The 19,930-nt window shown below is 56.2% G+C and carries 17 protein-coding genes; 6 read left to right on the top strand and 11 right to left on the bottom strand.

The genetic code is table 11. The features are described from left to right. The 4 genes from V7Q41_RS12260 to V7Q41_RS12275 all read left to right on the top strand — a co-directional run. Positions 1-803, top strand: an 803-nt coding sequence (locus V7Q41_RS12260; RefSeq protein WP_333846165.1) for an ABC transporter substrate-binding protein, incomplete at its 5' end; no start/stop codon positions are given. Between the two features lie 66 nt (positions 804-869). Further along, on the top strand, positions 870-2,828 hold the full coding sequence (locus tag V7Q41_RS12265; protein WP_333846166.1) for an ABC transporter permease: 1,959 nt from the start codon (positions 870-872) through the stop codon (positions 2,826-2,828). Beyond that, positions 2,825-3,625, top strand: a complete 801-nt coding sequence (locus V7Q41_RS12270; RefSeq protein ID WP_333846167.1) for an ABC transporter ATP-binding protein — start codon at positions 2,825-2,827, stop codon at positions 3,623-3,625. Before V7Q41_RS12265 ends, V7Q41_RS12270 begins: the two co-directional genes overlap by 4 nt. Continuing rightward, entirely contained in the window at positions 3,622-4,314 is a 693-nt protein-coding gene (locus V7Q41_RS12275) for an ABC transporter ATP-binding protein (RefSeq protein WP_333846169.1), read from the top strand. The genes V7Q41_RS12270 and V7Q41_RS12275 overlap by 4 nt, the downstream gene beginning before the upstream one ends. A 28-nt stretch (positions 4,315-4,342) precedes the next feature. On the opposite strand, the gene V7Q41_RS12280 is transcribed toward V7Q41_RS12275, so the two are convergent. The 3 genes from V7Q41_RS12280 to V7Q41_RS12290 all read right to left on the bottom strand — a co-directional run bounded on the left by V7Q41_RS12280 (position 4,343) and on the right by V7Q41_RS12290 (position 8,732). After that, positions 4,343-7,009, bottom strand: a complete 2,667-nt coding sequence (locus V7Q41_RS12280; protein ID WP_333846170.1) for a cadherin domain-containing protein — start codon at positions 7,007-7,009, stop codon at positions 4,343-4,345. A gap of 10 nt (positions 7,010-7,019) precedes the next feature. Beyond that, entirely contained in the window at positions 7,020-7,979 is a 960-nt protein-coding gene (locus V7Q41_RS12285; RefSeq protein ID WP_333846171.1) for an OmpA family protein, read from the bottom strand. A 195-nt stretch (positions 7,980-8,174) separates the two neighbouring features. Further along, a complete protein-coding gene (locus V7Q41_RS12290) occupies positions 8,175-8,732 on the bottom strand; it encodes a cob(I)yrinic acid a,c-diamide adenosyltransferase (protein ID WP_333846173.1) in 558 nt (185 codons plus the stop codon). Positions 8,733-8,862: 130 nt separating this feature from the next. Between V7Q41_RS12290 and V7Q41_RS12295 the strand changes: the two genes are divergently transcribed. After that, a complete protein-coding gene (locus V7Q41_RS12295; protein ID WP_333846174.1) occupies positions 8,863-10,290 on the top strand; it encodes an FAD-binding oxidoreductase in 1,428 nt (475 codons plus the stop codon). Here the strand turns inward: V7Q41_RS12295 and V7Q41_RS12300 are convergent. From V7Q41_RS12300 to mnmG, 8 genes are read right to left on the bottom strand one after another with little or no spacing between them, the layout of a single operon-like run. Further along, entirely contained in the window at positions 10,259-11,926 is a 1,668-nt protein-coding gene (locus V7Q41_RS12300; RefSeq protein WP_333846175.1) for an ATP-binding protein, read from the bottom strand. The two genes, V7Q41_RS12295 and V7Q41_RS12300, sit on opposite strands and share 32 nt — an antisense overlap. Beyond that, positions 11,923-13,677, bottom strand: coding sequence for a hybrid sensor histidine kinase/response regulator (locus V7Q41_RS12305; RefSeq protein WP_333846177.1), 1,755 nt, complete (start codon positions 13,675-13,677; stop codon positions 11,923-11,925). The genes V7Q41_RS12300 and V7Q41_RS12305 overlap by 4 nt, the downstream gene beginning before the upstream one ends. Before the next feature lie 5 nt (positions 13,678-13,682). Next, positions 13,683-14,603, bottom strand: coding sequence for a ParB/RepB/Spo0J family partition protein (locus tag V7Q41_RS12310; protein WP_333846179.1), 921 nt, complete (start codon positions 14,601-14,603; stop codon positions 13,683-13,685). Further along, a complete protein-coding gene (locus tag V7Q41_RS12315; RefSeq protein ID WP_333846180.1) occupies positions 14,593-15,138 on the bottom strand; it encodes an RBBP9/YdeN family alpha/beta hydrolase in 546 nt (181 codons plus the stop codon). The genes V7Q41_RS12310 and V7Q41_RS12315 overlap by 11 nt, the downstream gene beginning before the upstream one ends. Before the next feature lie 8 nt (positions 15,139-15,146). Continuing rightward, on the bottom strand, positions 15,147-15,944 hold the full coding sequence (locus V7Q41_RS12320) for a ParA family protein (RefSeq protein ID WP_333846181.1): 798 nt from the start codon (positions 15,942-15,944) through the stop codon (positions 15,147-15,149). A 30-nt stretch (positions 15,945-15,974) separates the two neighbouring features. Further along, on the bottom strand, positions 15,975-16,586 hold the full coding sequence (locus tag V7Q41_RS12325; protein WP_333846182.1) for a LysE family translocator: 612 nt from the start codon (positions 16,584-16,586) through the stop codon (positions 15,975-15,977). A gap of 30 nt (positions 16,587-16,616) precedes the next feature. Beyond that, entirely contained in the window at positions 16,617-17,324 is a 708-nt protein-coding gene (rsmG, locus tag V7Q41_RS12330; protein WP_333846183.1) for a 16S rRNA (guanine(527)-N(7))-methyltransferase RsmG, read from the bottom strand. Then, entirely contained in the window at positions 17,324-19,363 is a 2,040-nt protein-coding gene (gene mnmG, locus V7Q41_RS12335) for a tRNA uridine-5-carboxymethylaminomethyl(34) synthesis enzyme MnmG (RefSeq protein WP_333846184.1), read from the bottom strand. The genes rsmG and mnmG overlap by 1 nt, the downstream gene beginning before the upstream one ends. A gap of 150 nt (positions 19,364-19,513) precedes the next feature. Between mnmG and V7Q41_RS12340 the strand changes: the two genes are divergently transcribed. After that, a complete protein-coding gene (locus V7Q41_RS12340) occupies positions 19,514-19,888 on the top strand; it encodes a c-type cytochrome (RefSeq protein WP_333846185.1) in 375 nt (124 codons plus the stop codon). The last annotated feature ends 42 nt before the right edge of the window (positions 19,889-19,930 follow it).

The raw sequence follows: 19,930 nt of genomic DNA on the forward strand, positions 1-19,930 counted from the left end.
AAAACGGCAACCGCTACACCTACCGCCTGCGCGCCAGCACCTACATGCAAGTGGCCATGCTGGTGCCCGAGGCCGCCAAGCTCAAGAAAAAACGCTGGGCCGTGGTGTATCCCAACTACGAGTACGGGCAGTCTGCTGCTGCCACCTTCAAACAGTTGCTGAAGGCTGCACAGCCCGATGTGGAATTTGTGGGCGAGCAAGCGCCGGCCCTCGGCAAAATTGATGCAGGCTCGGTGACCCAAGCCTTGGCCGATGCCAAACCTGATGCCATCTTCAATGTGTTGTTTGCCACCGACTTGGCCAAGTTTGTGCGCGAAGGCAACACACGCGGGCTGTTCCAAGGCCGCGAGGTGGTGAGCTTGTTGACCGGCGAGCCCGAGTATCTGGAACCCCTCAAAGACGAAACGCCCAATGGCTGGATCGTCACGGGCTACCCTTGGTACGGCGTGCAAACGCCCGAGCACAAGGCCTTTTATTTGGCCTACCACCGCAAATACAGCGACCACCCCCGCCTAGGCTCGGTGGTTGGCTACAGCATGATCCATGCTTTGGCCGCAGGCATGACCAAGGCCAAGAGCACGGAGACTGAAAAGCTGATCACCGCATTCAGTGGGTTGAGTTTTGGCACCCCATTTGGCAAAGCCACCTTCCGCAAGCAAGACAACCAGTCCACCATGGGGGCATTTTTAGGCCGCACCAAAAACGAGGGTGGGAGGGGCGTGTTGGTAGACTACCGCTACATCGACGGGGCCACCGTGCAACCCAGCGATGACGTTGTGAAAAAACTCCGACCGAGCAACTAAGCGGCCCTCAAACACCCACACAACGCCCGCCTTTTGCGGGCGTTTTAATTTCAAACCCCACACACCATGGATGTCGCCAGCTACCTCGTGCAAGCCCTCAACGGTTTGGCCGCTGCATCGTCTTTGTTTTTGGTGGCAGCGGGTTTGTCGCTCATCTTTGGCGTGACGCGCATTGTCAACTTTGCTCACGGCTCTTTTTTCATGTTGGGTGTGTATGTGGCTTACGCGCTGGTGTCGCATGCCGCCCCCTTTGTGTCTGCCGGTTTGAGCGTTTTGTTGGGTGAGGTCGCGAGTCAAACAGCCGCCTATTTTTTGATGCTGCTGTGTGCGGGTCTTGTCACGGGCTTGTTGGGTGCTTTGGTAGAAGTGTGGGTGCTGCGCCGGATTTACAAAGCGCCTGAGTTGTTTCAGCTGTTGGCCACTTTTGCCTTGGTGCTCATCATCCAAGACGGCACACTTTGGCTGTGGGGCGCGCAAGATTTGCTGGGGCCACGCGTACCGGGCCTGGGCGGCGCGGTGGATATTTTGGGCCGACGCTTTCCTAGCTATGACTTGGTTCTGATCGCCATAGGCCCCTTGGTCTTGCTGGTGATGTGGTGGTCGTTGCAGCGTACCCGCTTTGGTGTTTTGGTGCGCGCCGCGACGCAGGACCGAGAGATGCTGGGCGCTTTGGGTGTGAACCCGCGCCACTTGTTTACCGCGGTGTTTGCACTGGGCTGCGCACTGGCAGGCTTGGGCGGCGCACTGCAACTGCCACGCGAGCCCGCGCACTTGGGCCTGGACATGGTCACCATTGGCGACGCATTTGTGGTGGTGGTGGTGGGCGGCATGGGTTCTATCCCTGGCGCGTTTGTGGCGGCCTTGCTGATTGCCGAAATCAAGGCCTTGTGCATTGCCGTGGGTACCGTGGACATCTTGGGCGTGTCATTTGCGTTTTCTAAGCTCACCCTCGTCGCCGAGTTTTTGGTGATGGCTGTTGTGCTCATGATTCGCCCTTGGGGCCTGCTGGGCCGCCCACAAAATGCCCCACGCGCAAGCACCGAACAAGTTGCACCGCTGACCTTGGGCGGCACCCGCACGCAAGTGGCATGGTTGTTGGTCGGCGCTGCATTGCTGACGCTGCCGTTGTTGACCACTGACTCGCCCTACACCTTGGTGCTGGCCATCGATCTGATGATCGCCGCGCTGTTCGCGGCGAGTTTGCACTTCATCATGGGGCCAGCAGGCATGCACTCGTTTGGCCATGCGGCTTATTTTGGAGTGGGCGCCTATGCGGCGGCGCTGTTGGTGTTGCGTGCAGGTTTTTCCAGCGAAGCAGCACTGTTGGCAGCACCACTTGTCAGTGCCTTGGTGGCTGCACCGATTGCGTGGTTTGCGGTGCGTTTGTCGGGTGTGTACTTGGCCATGCTCACCTTGGCGTTTGCGCAAATTGTGTGGTCTATCTGTTTTCAGTGGGACGACTTCACAGGCGGCAGCAACGGCGTCACAGGGGTGTGGCCCAGCGCGTGGTTACAGGACAAAACCGCTTATTACTGGCTGGTCCTTTTGCTTGTGACGCTCAGCGTTTATGCTTTGCGCCGCATGTTGATGTCGCCTCTCGGCTACGCCTTGCGCGCCAGCCGCGATTCGATCGGGCGCGCCCAGGCGATGGGCCTGAACGTGGCGCATGTGCAGTGGCTAGGCTTTGTGGTGGCCGCTGGCTTTGCGGGTTTGGCGGGCGCGCTGTTTGCGTTTTCAAAAGGCAGCATCTCGCCAGATGTATTGGGCGTGCGTCTCTCGGTGGATGGCTTGGTGATGGTGATGCTGGGTGGCCTTCACACGTTGGTCGGCCCGTTGGTAGGCGCGGTGACGTTCACTGCGCTGCAAGACAGCTTGGCGCGCAACACCGATTATTGGCGCGCGGTATTGGGCGCCAGCATGCTGTTGATGGTGTGGCTCTTTCCACAAGGCATTGCAGGGTCGTTGCAGGCGCTGTGGCAACGTGCGGTGATTGCAAAGGCTTCAAACAAGCGAGGTGTGGCATGACAGCCAACCGCTCCGCACTTTTGAGCGTGCAACATGTGCACAAGGCCTTCGGTGGTAACCAAGCGGTCAACGATGTCTCATTCCAATTGCAGGCGGGCGAGCTGTTGGCCCTGATTGGGCCGAACGGCGCGGGCAAATCCACCACCTTCAATTTGGTCAACGGCCAGCTCACGCCCGACAGCGGCAGCATCAGTTTCGACGGCGTCTCCATGGCGGGCCGTCCACCGCATGCGTTGTGGCACATGGGCGTGAGTCGCACATTTCAAATCGCGCAAACCTTTGGCTCGCTCACTGTGGCCGAAAACGTTCAGATGGCGCTGCTGTCTGCCGACGGCCATGCCCTTTCGCCCTGGCAACGCGCCACCCACTACCGGCGAGCCGATGCACTTGAGCTGCTTGCACAGGTACAACTTGGCAGCCAAGGTTCACAGCCCAGCAACGCCCTTTCCTACGGCGATGTGAAGCGCCTTGAGCTGGCCATGGCACTGGCCAATGCGCCGCGTTTGTTGTTGATGGATGAGCCCACCGCAGGCATGGCGCCTGACGATCGCTTGGCGCTGATGGCCCTCACACGCCGCTTGGTCAACCAACGCGGCGTGGCCGTGCTGTTCACCGAACACAGCATGGATGTGGTGTTTGAACACGCAGACCGCGTGCTGGTGATGGCGCGTGGCGCCCTCATAGCCCAAGGCACGCCAGCCCAAGTGCAAAAAGACCCAGCGGTGCAGGCGGTGTACTTTGGCAGCGGCAAGATGTTTGGTACCAACCACCCCTCCAAGACAGGCCCGCAACCATGACGCAAACACCCAGTCTCATCGACACACCATCGCTGCTGAGTGTGCAAGGCCTGAACGCTTGGTATGGTGCAGCTCAGGTGCTGTTCGATGCGCAGTTGCAGGTGCGTCGTGGTGAAGTGGTGGCGCTCATTGGGCGCAACGGTGCGGGCAAGTCCAGCACGCTCAAAGCCATCATGGGTCTGATGCCACGCCGAACTGGGCATGTGGTGTTTGCAGGGCACGACATCTCCAAGGCAGAACCTTTTCAAGCGGCACGCATGGGGCTGGGCTATGTGCCTGAAGACCGTCGGATCTTCACGGACCTCACGGTGCTGGAAAACTTGCAACTCGGTGTGCAAGCCCCACGCCACGCGGATGAAGATACGGTTGCCACGCGATGGTCATTAGAAAAAGTCTTTGCGCTGTTTCCCAATCTCGCGCCCATGCAGCGACGCCTTGCCAGCCATATGAGCGGTGGTGAACAACAAATGCTCACCGTGGCGCGCACGCTGATGGGCAATCCGCTGATGGTGTTGCTAGACGAACCATCTGAAGGCGTTGCGCCTTTCATCGTGGAACAAATGGGTGTGACGATATTGGCGCTCAAAAGCCAAGGGGTGAGCGTGTTGCTGTCTGAACAAAACACGCACTTCGCCCAATGGGTGAGTGACCGCAGCTACACGCTAGACCGCGGTGTGCTCACTCCCTAGACTTGGTCAAGGGAACAGGCTGAGTTGCTTAAGCTTGAAAAACGACATCCATCCCGCTTTGGACCAAGAGCTGGTGTGTGTTGTCAAACACATACAAATCGTAGGCGCCTGCGGTCTCTTTGCCGATGGTGCCGCGACCAGCGACATGAACCGTATCTGCAGACCCACCTCGCACAAACAGTTTATGAATGCCGCCATCTTGATCTGCCTGCATCAAGCTAGACATGTTCAATTTCACCGTGTAGTTGTTGGCACCCGTCAAATCAATGGTTTCAATGCTGTTTAACTTTGTATGTCCCGCCGCTTGCGTGTCCCCTGTTAAATCTAATGTGAGACTCGGTTCTGTCAGTCCACTCAACACCAAGGTGTCTTTGTAAGAAGCGCTGCCATCAACCGTTAGACCCACCGTGTTTTTGGTGTTGAATATCTGCGTGCCATCGTTGACGCCTGTATTGATGGCCACGTCGATTGTCTTGTAAGCAAGGCCATCGAAGGAACGCACCACTTGCAAATCATGTGCTGTGGTCGTCAGCGCATCCAACTTTTCATTTTTTGCATTTCCGCTGATGGGGTCCAATGTGTACTTCCACGCAAAAACATCGCCCGCGCTTTTTGCAGCATCGTATTCAAATTTGCCATACGTGCCTGTTTCGTTCTGCGTGCTGTAGAGCTTAGCTTCGCCGCTGTCTTGGTCTTCTACTTGCACTGACCAGGTTTCCGCAAGAACAGATGTTTTGCCAGTAAATGCGCCCGGTTCTTTTTCGAATGACAACTGAGCGGCCTCAGGGGTATTGAGCACCCTCAAGGTCACCGCTTTTTCAGACACTTGACCAACAGCATCCTCTGCTTGTACGGTGAATACATAGCTGTTTTTAGCCTCAAAATTGGGTGACTCTTTGAGTCTCAGCTCTCCCGTGCTGTTGTTGATTGTGAGCGCGTCGGCATCACCTCCGCGCTTCAATTTGTAAATCACACTCTGTTTGTTGGCAGGTGAATTGAAGTCGGTGTCTGTTGCCAGCACTTGGTAGACCACCGTTTCCTTTGAGATGTTTTCGTTCACTGGTGCTGGTGTGTCGGACGATGTGATGGTGGGGGCAACTTCGTCTACGTTTCGAATCTCTAGTGTGATGGTTTGCTCTGCCGTGTTGCCCACCGCGTCTTTGGCGATGACCACGAAGGTGTAATTTGCCTTCGTTTCGTAATTGGGTGATGTGGTCAATTTCACTTGTCCACTCTTGGCATCTATCGTGAACGTGCCGCTGTCATTTCCCGCTTGGAGGCTGTAGCTCACCGTGTCGGCAGTTGCGGGGGCAACAAAGCCAACATCTGTCGCCTTGACTTGGTGCACCAGGCTGCCTGCTTCTATGTTTTCCAGGACGGCGTTCGCCACTTCAGAGGTTTCAAACCTTGGTGGCTTGACGTCCACCAAATAGGGTTTGGATGAGTTCACGGTGCCCATATTGCCAGCCGCATCGTGTGCAGCCAAGCTTGCATCGATGGTCTTGTCTAGATCAGCGACCAGCACCTGGTACGGCACTTGAATGCTGAATTTTCCATCTGCGCCCACCTTGCTTGTGTAGTTTTTATCGTTGATTTTGAGTGTCACCTCGTCCCCCGCCGTGAAGTCGCCTCGGGCGGTGCCTGAGACCATGCCAGTGCTTGGCACCTCATCCAATGTCAAGCTGGCTTTTCCTGGGGACGGATTCAGCGGGTTTTGTGTGTCGGTTTCTGGGGCAGTTGTATCCAACATAAATGTTGTTTGCGCGGGTTTGCTCACATTTTTTGCCGCGTCCATCACGGTCGTGACTACTGTCCACGTGCCGTCCATGTACTTGTCGTTTTTGTCTTTGAGCTGGGCCGCAGCAATGCGTTGCACAAGGCTTTTGTTCTTGAAGTCATCCGCAGTCAGCACATGGGTCAAGCTCTCTTTGCTGCCATCGGGTTTGGTGAGCACGCTTGTCACGGTGTCACCCACCACGGCATCTGCGGGCCATGTGATTTCCAGCGCGATGCCATCATTTGCTTCGATGGCATTGACGCCGCCGTTTGCAGCTTCTGGCACAGCCAATGCCGCCTGGCTCGGCGCTGTCACATCAGCTTGCGCATTGTCTCCGCCTGGACCTGCACCTGCACCTCCCCCACCACCACCACCACCGCCACCTGCCAATGCCGCGGCACCCAAGACGCCCGCTGCAACCGTCCAACCCCCTATGCCGCCAGCGGCTGCAGCAGCGGTCACCACGGGCAAGGCTGCCAGCGCAAAGGTTTCGCCCAAGGCGCCACCGCCCAAGGCCATCAGCACAGGTGCTTTGCCATCGACCAAGGCTGGGGTGACGCTGCTCAGCGCAGGGTCTTGTGGGATGTATTCGTACACCCCCCCGTTTTCTGCCAAGCCTGCCAACACAGGCAGGCTGCCATCGTTGACGCTGCCCACGGCGTAAAAATTCTCCAGCACCACATCGACGTTTTGGCTGCCATCGAACATCAAGGTCAGGTTTTTTCCATCGCGTTTGACGCGGACTTGGTCTGGTGCAGCGCCGCTGCCTTTGGCTTCATCTTGCAGCTCATACCGCACACCCCGCCGCGCCATGATCCTCAGAGGCGCGTCCTTGTTGTTGACGCTTTGCGTGATCTGGATGATTTGGCTCTCACCCCCAGCACCTTCATTGACCCGTATTTTGTAAATCTTTGACATGTTGAGCCTTTCACTCTTTTGCATCAGCGGCTTGGGTGCCATGAACCGTCACGACCACACGGCGATTTGGCTTGTTGCACGCCACGTTTTCTGGGGTGAGCTTGGTGCCACATGTGGTGACTATGCGGACTTTGTCTCCTCGCCCATCGGTTTTGATGTTGCTGGCAGACAAGCCCCCCTTCACAAAATAGGCCTTGATCGCTGCGGCCCGCTCTTTAGACAGTCGCATATTGGTGGCGTCTGAGCCAAAGCTATCTGCAAAGCCAACAATCTGAATTCGCACGCGGTCGCCCCGACCAAACTCTGTCTTGATGCGGTCCACCAAATGGTCCAAGATGCGATGGCCTTTGGGGGGAATGGACGCCACATCTGATTTGCCAAATCCAAACAACGCGTCTGCTTCCAAGGTGATGGTTTGCATCTTGCGGATGGTTTCTTTTGGTGGCGCCTGAATCGCCGCGCGCTCTACTTTGGGCGCATCTTGGCAAGCCTTTGCATTTGGCACACGTGAAAGTGTGTGCTGTTGCTCCCTGAGCGTGACCAACTCTGGCAGCGCTTGCGCAGCACGAACCGACACAAACATGGCCCTTCCGTTTTGCAGCTCGGACACGCGCACAAACAAGTCCTCACCGCCTTTGAGGATGAGTGAATTCACCACATCCCATGCGTCGCTTGGGAGTGCGGCATTGCTCACCCGGCGTGCGCCCACTTCAATGGTGGTTGGCGGCAAACACAGCTCGGTAAATGCGCCGCGCTGCAAGGAGGCTTGGTACACGCCGTTGATGTAGACACTGGTGACGCCAGCCCCTGCGTCTGAGTCTGGGTCGGTGAGTTGGCGATAAAAAACCAGTCGGCTTTGCTCTTTGACCAACAGAGGGGGCACCTTGAAAACACGTCCCAACGGTGTCTCCACACTTGGCACCGCTTGCTGCGCCGTTGCTGCGGTTACCCATACAAGCCAGCTCGCCATGAGCCACGCTTTCAACCTTATATTTTCCATATCAGCTGCCATCAAGTGAAGGAGATGGCAGTATATGTCGTACTTTTGTATTAGTTAGTCATCGTTTTCCGAGTTCCAGACACGCGTCCACTCGGTATAAAAGGCGTGACAGACCCCAGGTGCTGCGGCATGAGGCGCCATGGCGGTTTGATTTCAAGCGCGGGCCTAGTTGCCCTTCATGCGTTCACTCTTCCAATACACATCGTCCCCGCCATCTAAGCGGTTGAGCACGCGGGCCAACACAAACATCAGGTCGCTCAATCGGTTGAGGTATTGGCGGGGTGCGTCGCCAATCGCCTCCTCGTTGCCCAAGGCCACCACAGCGCGTTCAGCGCGACGTGCCACGGTGCGACAGACATGTGCGAGTGCAGCGGCGCGGGTGCCTGCAGGCAAGATGAACTCTTCCAACTTGGGAAGTTGGGCGTTGTAGGCTTCAAGCGCATCGTCCAGGGCTTGCACCGCTTCTTCTTTGAGAAGCTCAAAACCGGGAATAGACAGCTCGCCGCCCAGGTTAAAGAGCTGGTGCTGAATGTCAACCAACATCTGACGCAGCGCTTGCGGCATGTCTTCGCACAAGAGCACGCCGATGTTGGAATTGAGCTCGTCGACCTCACCCATGGCGTGCACCCGCAGGCTGTTTTTAGAGACCCGTTGGTTGTTGCCCAAACCCGTGGTGCCCGCGTCACCCGTGCGGGTGGCGATTTGAGTCAGTCGGTTGCCCATGTGTATTGCCTTGTGATTGCGGTTTGATTGTTTGCCACCCTATTTTGCCTGTCGCGCAGGGGCTATTGGCGACAGAGGGCTTCTTCATAGAATGCCTGATCTGAATGCACCATCGCTTAGGAGACGCCGCATGAATGCCCCCATCACCCTCCAACACCTGGCACCCACCATTGCGCAACGCGAAGTGCCCGCGCCATTGATGGCTGCGCTGCAGACGCGGTTTGGAGCCAACTGCGCCACTGCGTTGGTCATTCGTGAGCAGCACGGGCGAGATGAGTCAGCATTTACCAAGGTTCCGCCCCCTGCGGCTGTGGTGTTTGCTCAGTCCACCCAAGATGTGTCGGATGCGGTCCAACTCGCTGCGCAATACCACGTGCCCGTGATTCCTTTTGGTGTGGGGTCGTCACTCGAAGGCCATTTGCTGGCGGTTCAAGGCGGCATCAGCATCGATGTGAGCCGCATGAACCAGGTGCTGAGCATCAACGCCGAGGACCTGACGGTGACGGTGCAAGCGGGCGTGACGCGCAAGCAACTCAACGAGGAGATCAAAAGCACGGGGCTGTTCTTCCCCATCGACCCAGGTGCTGACGCTTCCATTGGCGGCATGAGCGCCACGCGAGCCAGTGGCACCAACGCCGTGCTTTATGGCACGATGCGTGAAAATGTGTTGGCCCTCGAAGTGGTGACCGCCAGCGGCGAGGTGATTCGCACCGGCACACGGGCCAAAAAATCAGCAGCGGGCTACGACCTCACACGCTTGTTGGTGGGCAGCGAAGGTACCTTGGGTGTGATGACGGAAATAACGCTTCGCATTTACCCCCTGCCAGAGGCGGTGTCGGCAGCGGTCTGTTCGTTTCCCAGCATCGAAGCAGCGGTGCACACCACGATTGCCATCATTCAAATGGGCGTGCCCATTGCGCGCGTCGAGCTGTTAGATGGCAACACCATTGGCATGGTCAACAAGTACGCCAAGTTGAATTTGGCAGAAACGCCCATGCTGTTGATGGAGTTTCACGGCTCACCTGCGGGTGTGAAAGAGCAAGCCGAAACGGTGCAAGCGATTGCGGCTGAACATGGCGGCCTGTCATTTGAATGGGCCACCACGCCCGAGGAGCGCACCCGTCTGTGGACGGCACGTCACAACGCTTACTTTGCAGCCATCCAAAGCAAACCAGGCTGCCGCGCCATCAGCACCGACACCTGTGTGCCCATCAGCAAGTTGGCCGATTGCTTGCTGGACTCTATTGTTGAAGCCGATGCCACAGGCCTGCCCTACTTTTTGGTGGGCCATGTGGGTGATGGCAATTTTCACTTCGGCTATTTGATCGACCCCGACAACGCACAAGAGTGCGCAACCGCAGAAGACCTCAACCACAAACTCGTCACGCGCGCTTTGCGCTTGGGCGGCACGTGCACAGGCGAGCACGGCATTGGGTTACACAAAATGGATTTCTTGCGCGTCGAAACTGGCGAAGGCGCAGTCGACATGATGCGCACCATCAAGCGGGCACTGGACCCGCACAACATCATGAATCCTGGGAAGATTTTTTCTCTTTGATCAGCTGCGCCACCTGAGCGCAAACCTTCTGCGCATCAAAGGGCTTGAGCACCACCGCGTTGACGCCGGCAGCGAGGAACCGTTCTAGGTCTTGGGGGTTGACGTTGGCGGTGAGGCCCAATACGGGCGTCTCCCGCGCGGGCAAGTCAAGTGTTTGGCGCAAGGCCATGGTGGCCTCAATGCCATCCATCTCGGGCATGACCATGTCCATCAAAATCACATCAAAGTCTTGCAAGCGCAAAGCTTCTATGGCTTTGCGTCCATTGTCAGCCTCTACCAATTCGCAATTTTTCCAGTGGTTTTTTAAAATTTGGCGAACCAACAAACGGTTGATGGGATGGTCATCCACGACCAAAAAGCGCTGCATGGCTTGCGTTGGCGTGGCGAGTTGGCTCGTGTCGGCGACGTCCACGGTTGGCGGCGCCACCTCGACCAAAGGCAAAGAGAAGGAAAACTCAGAGCCCACGCCCAACTTGCTCACAAAGCCAATGTGCCCACCCATCAACTCCACCAAACGCTGTGTGATGGACAGCCCCAGCCCGTTGCCACCATAGCGCGATTGAATGTCATCCTCGGCTTGCACAAAGCGCTGAAAGATTTTGGGCTGCTGCGCCTCTGAAATGCCAATGCCGCTGTCGCTCACAAAAAAGAGCACGCACAAGGGCTGCAGGCGCACATGCAAGGTGACGTGGCCTTGGTGCGTGAACTTGATGGCGTTGCCCAACAAGTTGACCAAGATTTGCATCAAGCGGTGACGGTCTGCACACACCCATTGCGGTACGTTGTCATCGATGATGCAGGTGTATCGCAGATGCATGCTCTCCACGCGCTGGGCAAACAAATCAAACGCCGAATGCACCGTGTCGCGCAATGCAAATGTTTCTGCATGCACATTGATCTTGCCCGCTTGAAGTTGTGAGTAGTCCAGCACATCGTTGATGACGGTGAGCAAGTGGTCAGCAGAGTGGCGGGTGTGATTGAGAATTTTCATCGCCTGTGGGTTGTCCGACACACGCGCCAACAGCATGTTGTTAAAGCCCAGAATCGCGTTGATGGGCGTGCGCAATTCATGACTGACAGTGGCAATGAATTGCTCGCGCAACGCCGATATACGCAACAGCTCTTTGCGCTTTGCTTCGAGTTGTAAATTGCGTTTTAAGCTGGCTTTGTAGGCCTGACGGAACAAGTTGTCATACAACAACGGCACCATGATGAGCATGAAAGTCACCACCGAATAATTCACAAAAGACGACATGGCTAGCACCGTCACGACGCTGGTGTGGACGGGCAGCCAACCTTGCCAGGTGAGAAATGACATCAGCAAAATATCAAGCAACACCACCCCCAGCCAAACCAAGCCAGACAGACGGCTCACCGCATAAAACGCAAGCAAAGGAATCAAGGTCATCCACGCCATGCGCGGGGAAAAAACGCCGGCATGCAGCCAAGCGGCATAGCTGATGAACAACAAACCTACCAACAGCCCCAAGTTGAATGCGACGCGCCATGGCACGCCCCAAATGAGCAACCGTTGCCTGATCACCAGAAACAAGTGGGGCAGGCGACCCTCTCTCAAGCGCGAGGGTAGATACGGTTTTGCCAATTGAATCAGCGCTTCAACACGATCGCGACTCATACGGCAGCCTTGGCCGCACGTGCGGCAAGCGTGTTGGAGATTTTGGTGATCAACTGCTGCTCTGCCAATGGCTTGTGTAGCACATCGTCCATGCCAGAAGCCAAACAGCGGTCGTGGTCCATCGGGTTGGCGCTGGCTGTCAGCGCCAGCACAGGCGTGAGGCTGGCGGGCGCTGAAAATTCTTGGCGCAAGACCTGGGTCACCTGCATGCCGTCCATCTCCGGCATGACCATGTCCATCAAGATCAAATCAAAGGCTTGCTGACGCAGAATTTCCAAAGCCATGACACCCTGGTTGGCCTCTACAACTTCAGCTTTAGGAAAACATTTTTTTAGCATCATGCGTGCCACCAACAAGTTCACCGCGTTGTCATCGACCAACAAAATTTTGATGGGGTTTTCAACCATCAGACGGGCCATTGCTGCTGCTGCTTGTGCTTCTTTGACCGCCACACTGCGAAGCGGCAGCTCAAACCAAAAACGCGCACCTTGGCCTTTTGCACTGCTCACACCGATGGTGCCGCCCTGCAAAGTGACCAAGCGCTCGCAAATCGATAAGCCCAGTCCCGTCCCCCCGTATTGACGGTTGGTTTGCACATCGGCGTGTTCAAAGCCGTTGAAGATTTGTTTTTGTCGATCGGCCGCGATGCCAATGCCTGAGTCTTGGACCTCAAACAACACGCCCCCGCCCATGCGCTGGACGCGCACCACAATGCGGCCTTCGCTCGTGAATTTGATGGCGTTGTCGAGCAAGTGATTCAACACTTGCTTCAATCGCGGCTGATCGCCCTTGACCCATATGCCTTGCACACCGCTGGCTTGCAGGCTGAGTGCGATGTTTTTTGCTTGGGCTTTTTTTTCATAAGCTGTCACGATGGTCGACACCGTTTCTGGCAAAGCAAACTCCTCTTCGTGCAAGGTCAGCTTGCCTGCTTGCAATTGTGAAAAGTCCAAAATGTCATTCACGACTTGCAAAAGTTGTTCGGTGGAGCGCCGTATGTGATCAACCACTGCCGCATCTTCTGGCTGTGCCTGTAATTCCGTGCGAAGAATGCCGTTCAAACCCAAGATGGCATTCATGGGCGTGCGCAGCTCGTGGCCCACAGCGGCGATGAACTCATCTTTGTGTGCATGCACACGCATCAGGGCTTGATGTGTGCGTTCTAGCTCCGCGTTACTGTCATCTACCTCCAAAGTTTGAATGCGGTGCATGCGCTCGGTCACAAACACCACATACAAGGCGAGGCAAACGACGAACACTTGATTGGCCACCGTCCAAGCCATGACCTCGTTGGCCGTGTTGAAGTCACTGTTGACCAACCCACTTTGGCTGATGAACAGCAACAGCAAGTTGGCAATAAAAACCAAGATCACCCAAAAAAAAGCGGGGACGCGATCCAACAGCAAAACCGCTGGCAAGGTGGCCGCAGTCATCCAAACCATCATCGGCGAGTTGATGCCCCCCGTCATGATCGCTAAAAAGCCGACGTAAGCAATCGACCACACCATGGTGGCGTGTGCTACCCACAAATAGGGCCCACCCAACATCAAGACCAACAGCAGGCTCCAATGCCCGATTGCGCCAATCAGGTTGGCGTTGTGGTCGTAGCCTGGGTGTGGAATAAAGTAAAACGGCAATGAGCACAAGCCCACCCACAGCAGCACGAACATTAACAAGCTGCGCCGACGCTTGGATTGCGTGCCTTCGAAAAAGCTCTTGGGCAAGAAGACCTTGCGCAGCTTTGCAAACATGTGTTTTATGGCTTGCGTAATTTTTCAATCATGGCATTGAGCTCATCAAGCGACCCAAACTGTATGGCGAGTTCCCCCAACTCCTCGACTCTGCCATGGCGCTTGACACGTTTTTTTATGCGCACTTCGACTTGCGCGGTGAGCAAGTCGGAGAGCTCTTCTTCCACGCGCTTGATGTCGCGCGATTTTTCGCTCTTTGGTTTTTGCGGCACAAGATTGAATTCAGCGCTGAGTTTTTTAACCAAGCTTTCAGCCTCTCGCACCGACATTTTTTTGGCGCTGATTTGGTTCGCTGCCGTGATTTGTGTGCCGCGGTCAAGCGCTAACAATGCACGCGCATGGCCCATGTCGATGTCGCCAGCCATCAACATGGACTGCACGGGGTCTGCTAAGTTGAGCAGACGCAACAGGTTGCTGGCGGCGCTTCGCGAGCGTCCTACGGCTTGGGCGGCTAATTCGTGCGTCAGGCCAAACTCTTTGATGAGACGCTGCAGGCCCTGGGCTTCTTCGAGTGGATTGAGGTCTTCGCGCTGGATGTTCTCAATCAACGCCATCGCAGCGGCTGACTCGTTGGGCACATTGCGCACCAGCACGGGCACTCTGTCTAGGCCAGCCAGTTTAGCGGCGCGGCTGCGGCGTTCGCCTGCGATGATTTCGTACTTGCCTGCATGAGGGCCGTCGATGAGCTCTCGCACAAGAATAGGCTGCATGATGCCTTGTGCTTTGATGCTTTCGGCGAGTTCATACAAAGCGCCTTCGTCCATGCGTGTGCGCGGCTGGTACATGCCCGGTACGAGTTGGCTCAGGAGCAAGGTGTTGGGCAAGCCGTCCGCCGCCGCGTTTTGTGCGGCCATGCTGTCGTCCACCTTCGGCCCAAGCAAGGCTTCAAGACCGCGGCCTAAGCCTTTTGTTTTTTTAGTGACCATTTTTCTCTTTCAAAATATTTTGTAACAAAGCAAAGCCTTCGGGCCAATCGCCGAGTTTTGATTCGGTGTTGATGTGTCCACTCATCCCACAGTCTGCCAAACTTGATCCCCATGTCTGGGCCAGCACACTGGCGCGCATGAAACTGCAAAAAGGGTCATTGCGGCTGGCAGCCACCATGCTTTTAAATGGGAGACGCTCTCGCACAATGGGGCTCCAGCTGTGCAGCATTTGTTGCATTTCGGGCCGTTCCACATCGGATGGGGCCACCAACAATGCAGCCTTCACGCGATGCGCATGGATCGAGTGTGCCGCCCAAGCCGCCACCAAGATACACCCCAAACTGTGCGCCACCAACACCGCGTCTGGGTGGGTCAAAACCGCCTCTTCGAGTTGGATCATCCAGTCGCCGCGAAGCGGTAAATCCCAGTTGTGCTGCTCCACGCGAATGAAGCCATGCGCGCTTTGCCATCGGCTTTGCCAATGGTCAGGCCCGCTGTTGTGCCAGCCGGGGATCAATAGAACAGGCGCAATCACAACAGGGTTTAGATCTTCTTAACGCGCTCAACCATTTCCTGCGCAAAGTCCACGAATGCATGGCTGCCTTTGGCCGACGGGTCAAACACCACACCAGGCAAACCGTAGCTCGGCGCTTCCGCCAAACGCACATTGCGTGGAATCACTGCGGCAAACACTTTGTCGCCGAAATGGTCTTTGAGCTGATCGCTGACCTGCTGCTGCAAAGTGATGCGCGGGTCAAACATGACGCGCAAGAGGCCGATGATTTTGAGGTCACGGTTGAGGTTGGCGTGGACTTGCTTGATGGTGTTGACCAAGTCGGTCAAGCCTTCAAGCGCAAAGTATTCGCACTGCATTGGCACGATGACACCATGGGCAGAACACAGCCCGTTGAGGGTGAGCATGGACAAAGACGGCGGACAATCGATCAACACAAAATCGTACTCGGACGACACCGCCGCCAAGGCTTGCTTGAGGCGGTTTTCACGTCGCTCCAAAGACACCAGTTCGACCTCCGCGCCGGCCAAATCTCGGTTGGCGCCTAGCACGTCGTAGGTTGGGATTTTGGCGCGCACACCATCGGTGCCCCAGTTGCTGCGAATGCGTGCTTCGGCAATGGTGGCCTCCTCAAGCAACACATCGTAGACAGACAAGGACATTTCACGCTTGTCGACGCCCGAACTCATGGTGGCGTTACCTTGCGGGTCCAAATCGACCATCAACACACGCTGGCCCACAAATGCCAAACCTGCCGCTAAATTAACGGTGGTGGTGGTCTTACCAACGCCACCTTTTTGGTTGGCGATACAAAAAATTTGGGCCATGCGGTGCTTTCGTCAATGACTGATAAAAAATTAAAACAAGACCAGCTTCAGACCAAAACCGATCAGCAATGCGCCCGCAATTTTGTTCAAAATTGCCGTCGCTAACGGGCTGCTGCGCACCCGCTCCGACAGGTGATGGGCCAGCAAAACAAGGACCAAACCATATGCCATCGTCAACGCTGCAATGGTGGCCGCCATGACAGCAAATGTGATCAAGCCTTGGTGAATTTTTGGATCCACAAACAAAGGAAAGAAGGCCATGTAAAACACAACAGCTTTGGGATTGAGCACAGTGATCAACAAGCCTTGGCGAAAAAAGCGATCTGACTTCATTTCCAAGACCGGCGCACTCCCCAGCTTTGCATTGAACAAAGAGTAACCCAAACCTATTAAATATGCAGCACCCGCCCATTTGAGCGATCCATAGAAACTGGGGTAGCTCAAAAGCAAAGCAGACAAACCTGCCACCGCCAACCACAGCAACACCTGGTCGCCCGCAATCACACCGAGCGTGGCCGCCAAGCCCCCACGCACACCGCCTTTGCCCGTCGCTGCGAGCAAGGCCAAGTTGCCGGGGCCGGGAATAGCCAGAAAAACAATGATGGCCACGACAAAAGCGCCGTAGTCCGCGATACCGAACATAGATGTCTCAGAAGTAAAACTGAGAGAAGTTTAACCGCGCATCCAAACGATACAGCGTTCTGCATCCAGGCTTGGCACATGGAGCTGTTCCACGTGAAACACGCTGACCTTGTCAGGCAAAGCCTCCAACTCTTGGCTTGGGTGCTTGCCCTTCATCGCCATCCAAACGCCATGGCTGGCTAATGAAGGTTTTGACCAGGTGGTGAAATCAAGCAGCGAAGCAAAAGCCCGCGAACACACCACGTCATAGGCTTGCGTGAGGTTTTCTACCCGAGCATGCAGCCCTTGAAGGTTGGAGAGCTTCAGCGTCACAGCGGCCTGTTGGATGAATGCGGCTTTTTTGGCCACTGTATCCACACACGTCACGGACACGTCGGGACAGGTGATGGCAATCACAACGCCCGGCAAACCAGCCCCCGCGCCCACATCTAGCAGGCTGAATTTGGCTTGACTGGTTTTGGTCAGGTTTGGCGTGGCTACGCCCTGTTCGAGCGAGCCATCCAACATCGGCCCCTTGAGCTTTGCCAACTCTCGCCGCAGAGGTGCAATGACGGCCAAGCTGTCGAGCAAATGATGGGTGAGCATTTCATTGGCATCGCGAACTGCGGTCAAGTTATAGACCTTGGTCCACTTGCCTATCAGGTCCATGTAGTCCAGAAGTTGCGTCTGTTGCTCACTCGCCAGAGGCAGGCCCAAACCTTCAAGGCCTTTTTGCAAGGCAGGCAACAACGCCGCCATCAAACAGCCTCGGCCGCGTTGCTGGTGGCGCTATCTTGGACAAAACCCTTCACACGGGAGCGCTTCAAGTGAATAAGCAACAAAGAAATAGCGGCAGGCGTGATGCCCGACATGCGCGAGGCCTGACCCAATGTTTCGGGCCGCTGGCGGCTTAGACGTTGACGCACCTCGATCGACAAAGCAGTGACTTGGTTGTAGTCCAAGTCTTCAGGCAGCTTGAGGTTTTCATAGTGGGCGGCACGCTCGACCTCGTCGCGCTGACGGTCAATGTAGCCAGAATACTTTGCTGTAATCTCAATCTGCTCAATGATGGCGCGGGTGGTTTCACGTGAAACATCGTCACCCGCAAAACCATCGACCACGTCTTGATTTTGATGCTTGGCGCCATCCAAAGACATCAAGCCTTGGTAGCTGACATCAGGGCGTCGAAGCAATTCGGCCAAGTTGTACTCGCGGTCAATCGCCTTGCCCAGTACCCGCTCGGACTCTGCAGCGGGCAGGTTGCGCGGACTGACCCAGATAGATTTGAGGCGCTCTGTTTCACGTGAAACAGCCTCTTGCTTTCGGCTAAACGCCGCCCATCGGGCGTCGTCCACCAAGCCCAGTTGGCGGCCCACCTCGGTCAAGCGCGCATCCGCGTTGTCTTCTCGCAGTTGCAGGCGAAACTCCGCGCGGCTGGTAAACATGCGGTAAGGCTCTGTCACGCCCTTGGTTGTGAGGTCGTCGACCAACACACCCACATAGGCCTGATCGCGCCCAGGCACCCAGGAGCCACCAAAGTCGTTGGCCGCACCATCCAAGCTGCGGCATTGAAGTGCTGCGTTGATGCCGGCGAACAATCCTTGGGCTGCCGCCTCTTCGTAACCCGTCGTTCCATTGATTTGGCCGGCAAAGAACAGGCCTCCAAGGGCTCGGGTTTCAAAACTGCGCTTCAGCTCCCGCGGGTCAAAGTAGTCGTACTCAATGGCGTAGCCAGGGCGAATGATGTGGGCGTTTTCCAAGCCTTTCATGGAGCGAACCAAGTCGTACTGAATGTCAAACGGCAAGCTGGTGCTGATGCCGTTGGGGTAGTACTCGTGCGTGGTGAGACCTTCCGGTTCTAAGAAAATTTGATGGCTGTCTTTGTCAGCAAAGCGGTTAATTTTGTCTTCGACACTGGGGCAATAGCGCGGCCCCACGCCTTCAATCTTGCCGGTGAACATGGGGCTGCGGTCAAAGCCTGAACGAATAATGTCGTGCGTGCGCAAGTTGGTGTGCGTGATCCAACACGGCATGTGGGGCGGGTGCATAGAGGCCCGGCCCATGAAGCTAAACACCGGCACCTCATCGAGCACACCCGCAGAGCGTGCGCCCGTTTCGGTTTGGTTGGCCACCCCATCACCAGGCTGCTCGATGCATTGACTGAAGTCAATTGTGCGGCCGTCGATGCGGGGAGGTGTTCCTGTCTTCAAACGTCCTTGTGGCAACTTGAGTTCCTTCAGACGAGCGGACAGGCTGGCAGCAGGCGGGTCACCCGCACGACCGCCAGCATAGTTGCTCAAGCCCACGTGTATCTTGCCATCTAAGAACGTGCCCGCAGTCAGCACCACGGTGCGGCTGCGAAATCGGATACCCGCTTGGGTGCAGGCACCCACCACACGATCGCCCTCCACCATCAGGTCGTCCACCGCTTGTTGAAACAGCCACAAGTTGGGTTGGTTTTCCAGCATGCGACGGATGGCTGCTTTGTACAAAATACGATCTGCCTGCGCACGGGTGGCTCGCACGGCAGGGCCTTTGGAGCTGTTGAGTATGCGAAACTGAATGCCCGACTCGTCCGTGGCCAAAGCCATGGCGCCGCCCAAGGCGTCTACCTCTTTGACCAAGTGACCTTTGCCGATACCGCCAATCGACGGGTTGCAGCTCATCTGGCCCAAGGTTTCGATGTTGTGACTTAAGAGTAAAGTTTTAGCACCCATGCGCGCTGCAGCCAAGGCGGCTTCGGTACCCGCGTGGCCGCCGCCTACAACGATGACATCAAACTCTTGGGGATAGAACATAAGACAACCTTTGGGTGAGCGCGGAGCGAATAAGCGAAAGCTGCGAGCCGCCCCGCGCAGCAATCTATGATTTTACTAGGGCGTGCTGGCCGTTGAAGCGCCGTAGGTTTATCGGTCAAAATTGCCAAATGAAAGACACCAGGTGAACGCATGCACAAAACCGTTTGGACCCTCCTTTTCACGCTCACCGCATCCAACGCGTGGGCAACAACTGCCGAAGAAACCTACAACGCCGTTTGCTCCGCCTGCCACACACAAGGCCTCGCAGGCGCACCCAAGCTAGGAGATGCAAAAGCATGGGGCAAACTGATCAAAGAAGGCCAAGTCAACCTCAGCGCCGACGGCTATCTAGGGGTTCGCGGCATGCCCGCACGTGGAGGACGTGCAGATTTGACAGTGGCACAGTTCGCCAACACAGTGGTCTACATGGCCAACCAAGCTGGGGGCAACTGGCGAGAGCCAGATGAAGCCATGCTCAAGAAAATGAACGCACGCATCGACAAACGAAGCGCGGCAAAAAAATAAACCGCAGGACAAAAGCGTAAACGGCAGACAAGGTCGCCAAAT

Origin of the sequence: Limnohabitans sp. (assembly GCF_036804465.1) — a bacterium.
Classification (GTDB): Bacteria; Pseudomonadota; Gammaproteobacteria; order Burkholderiales; family Burkholderiaceae_C; genus Limnohabitans.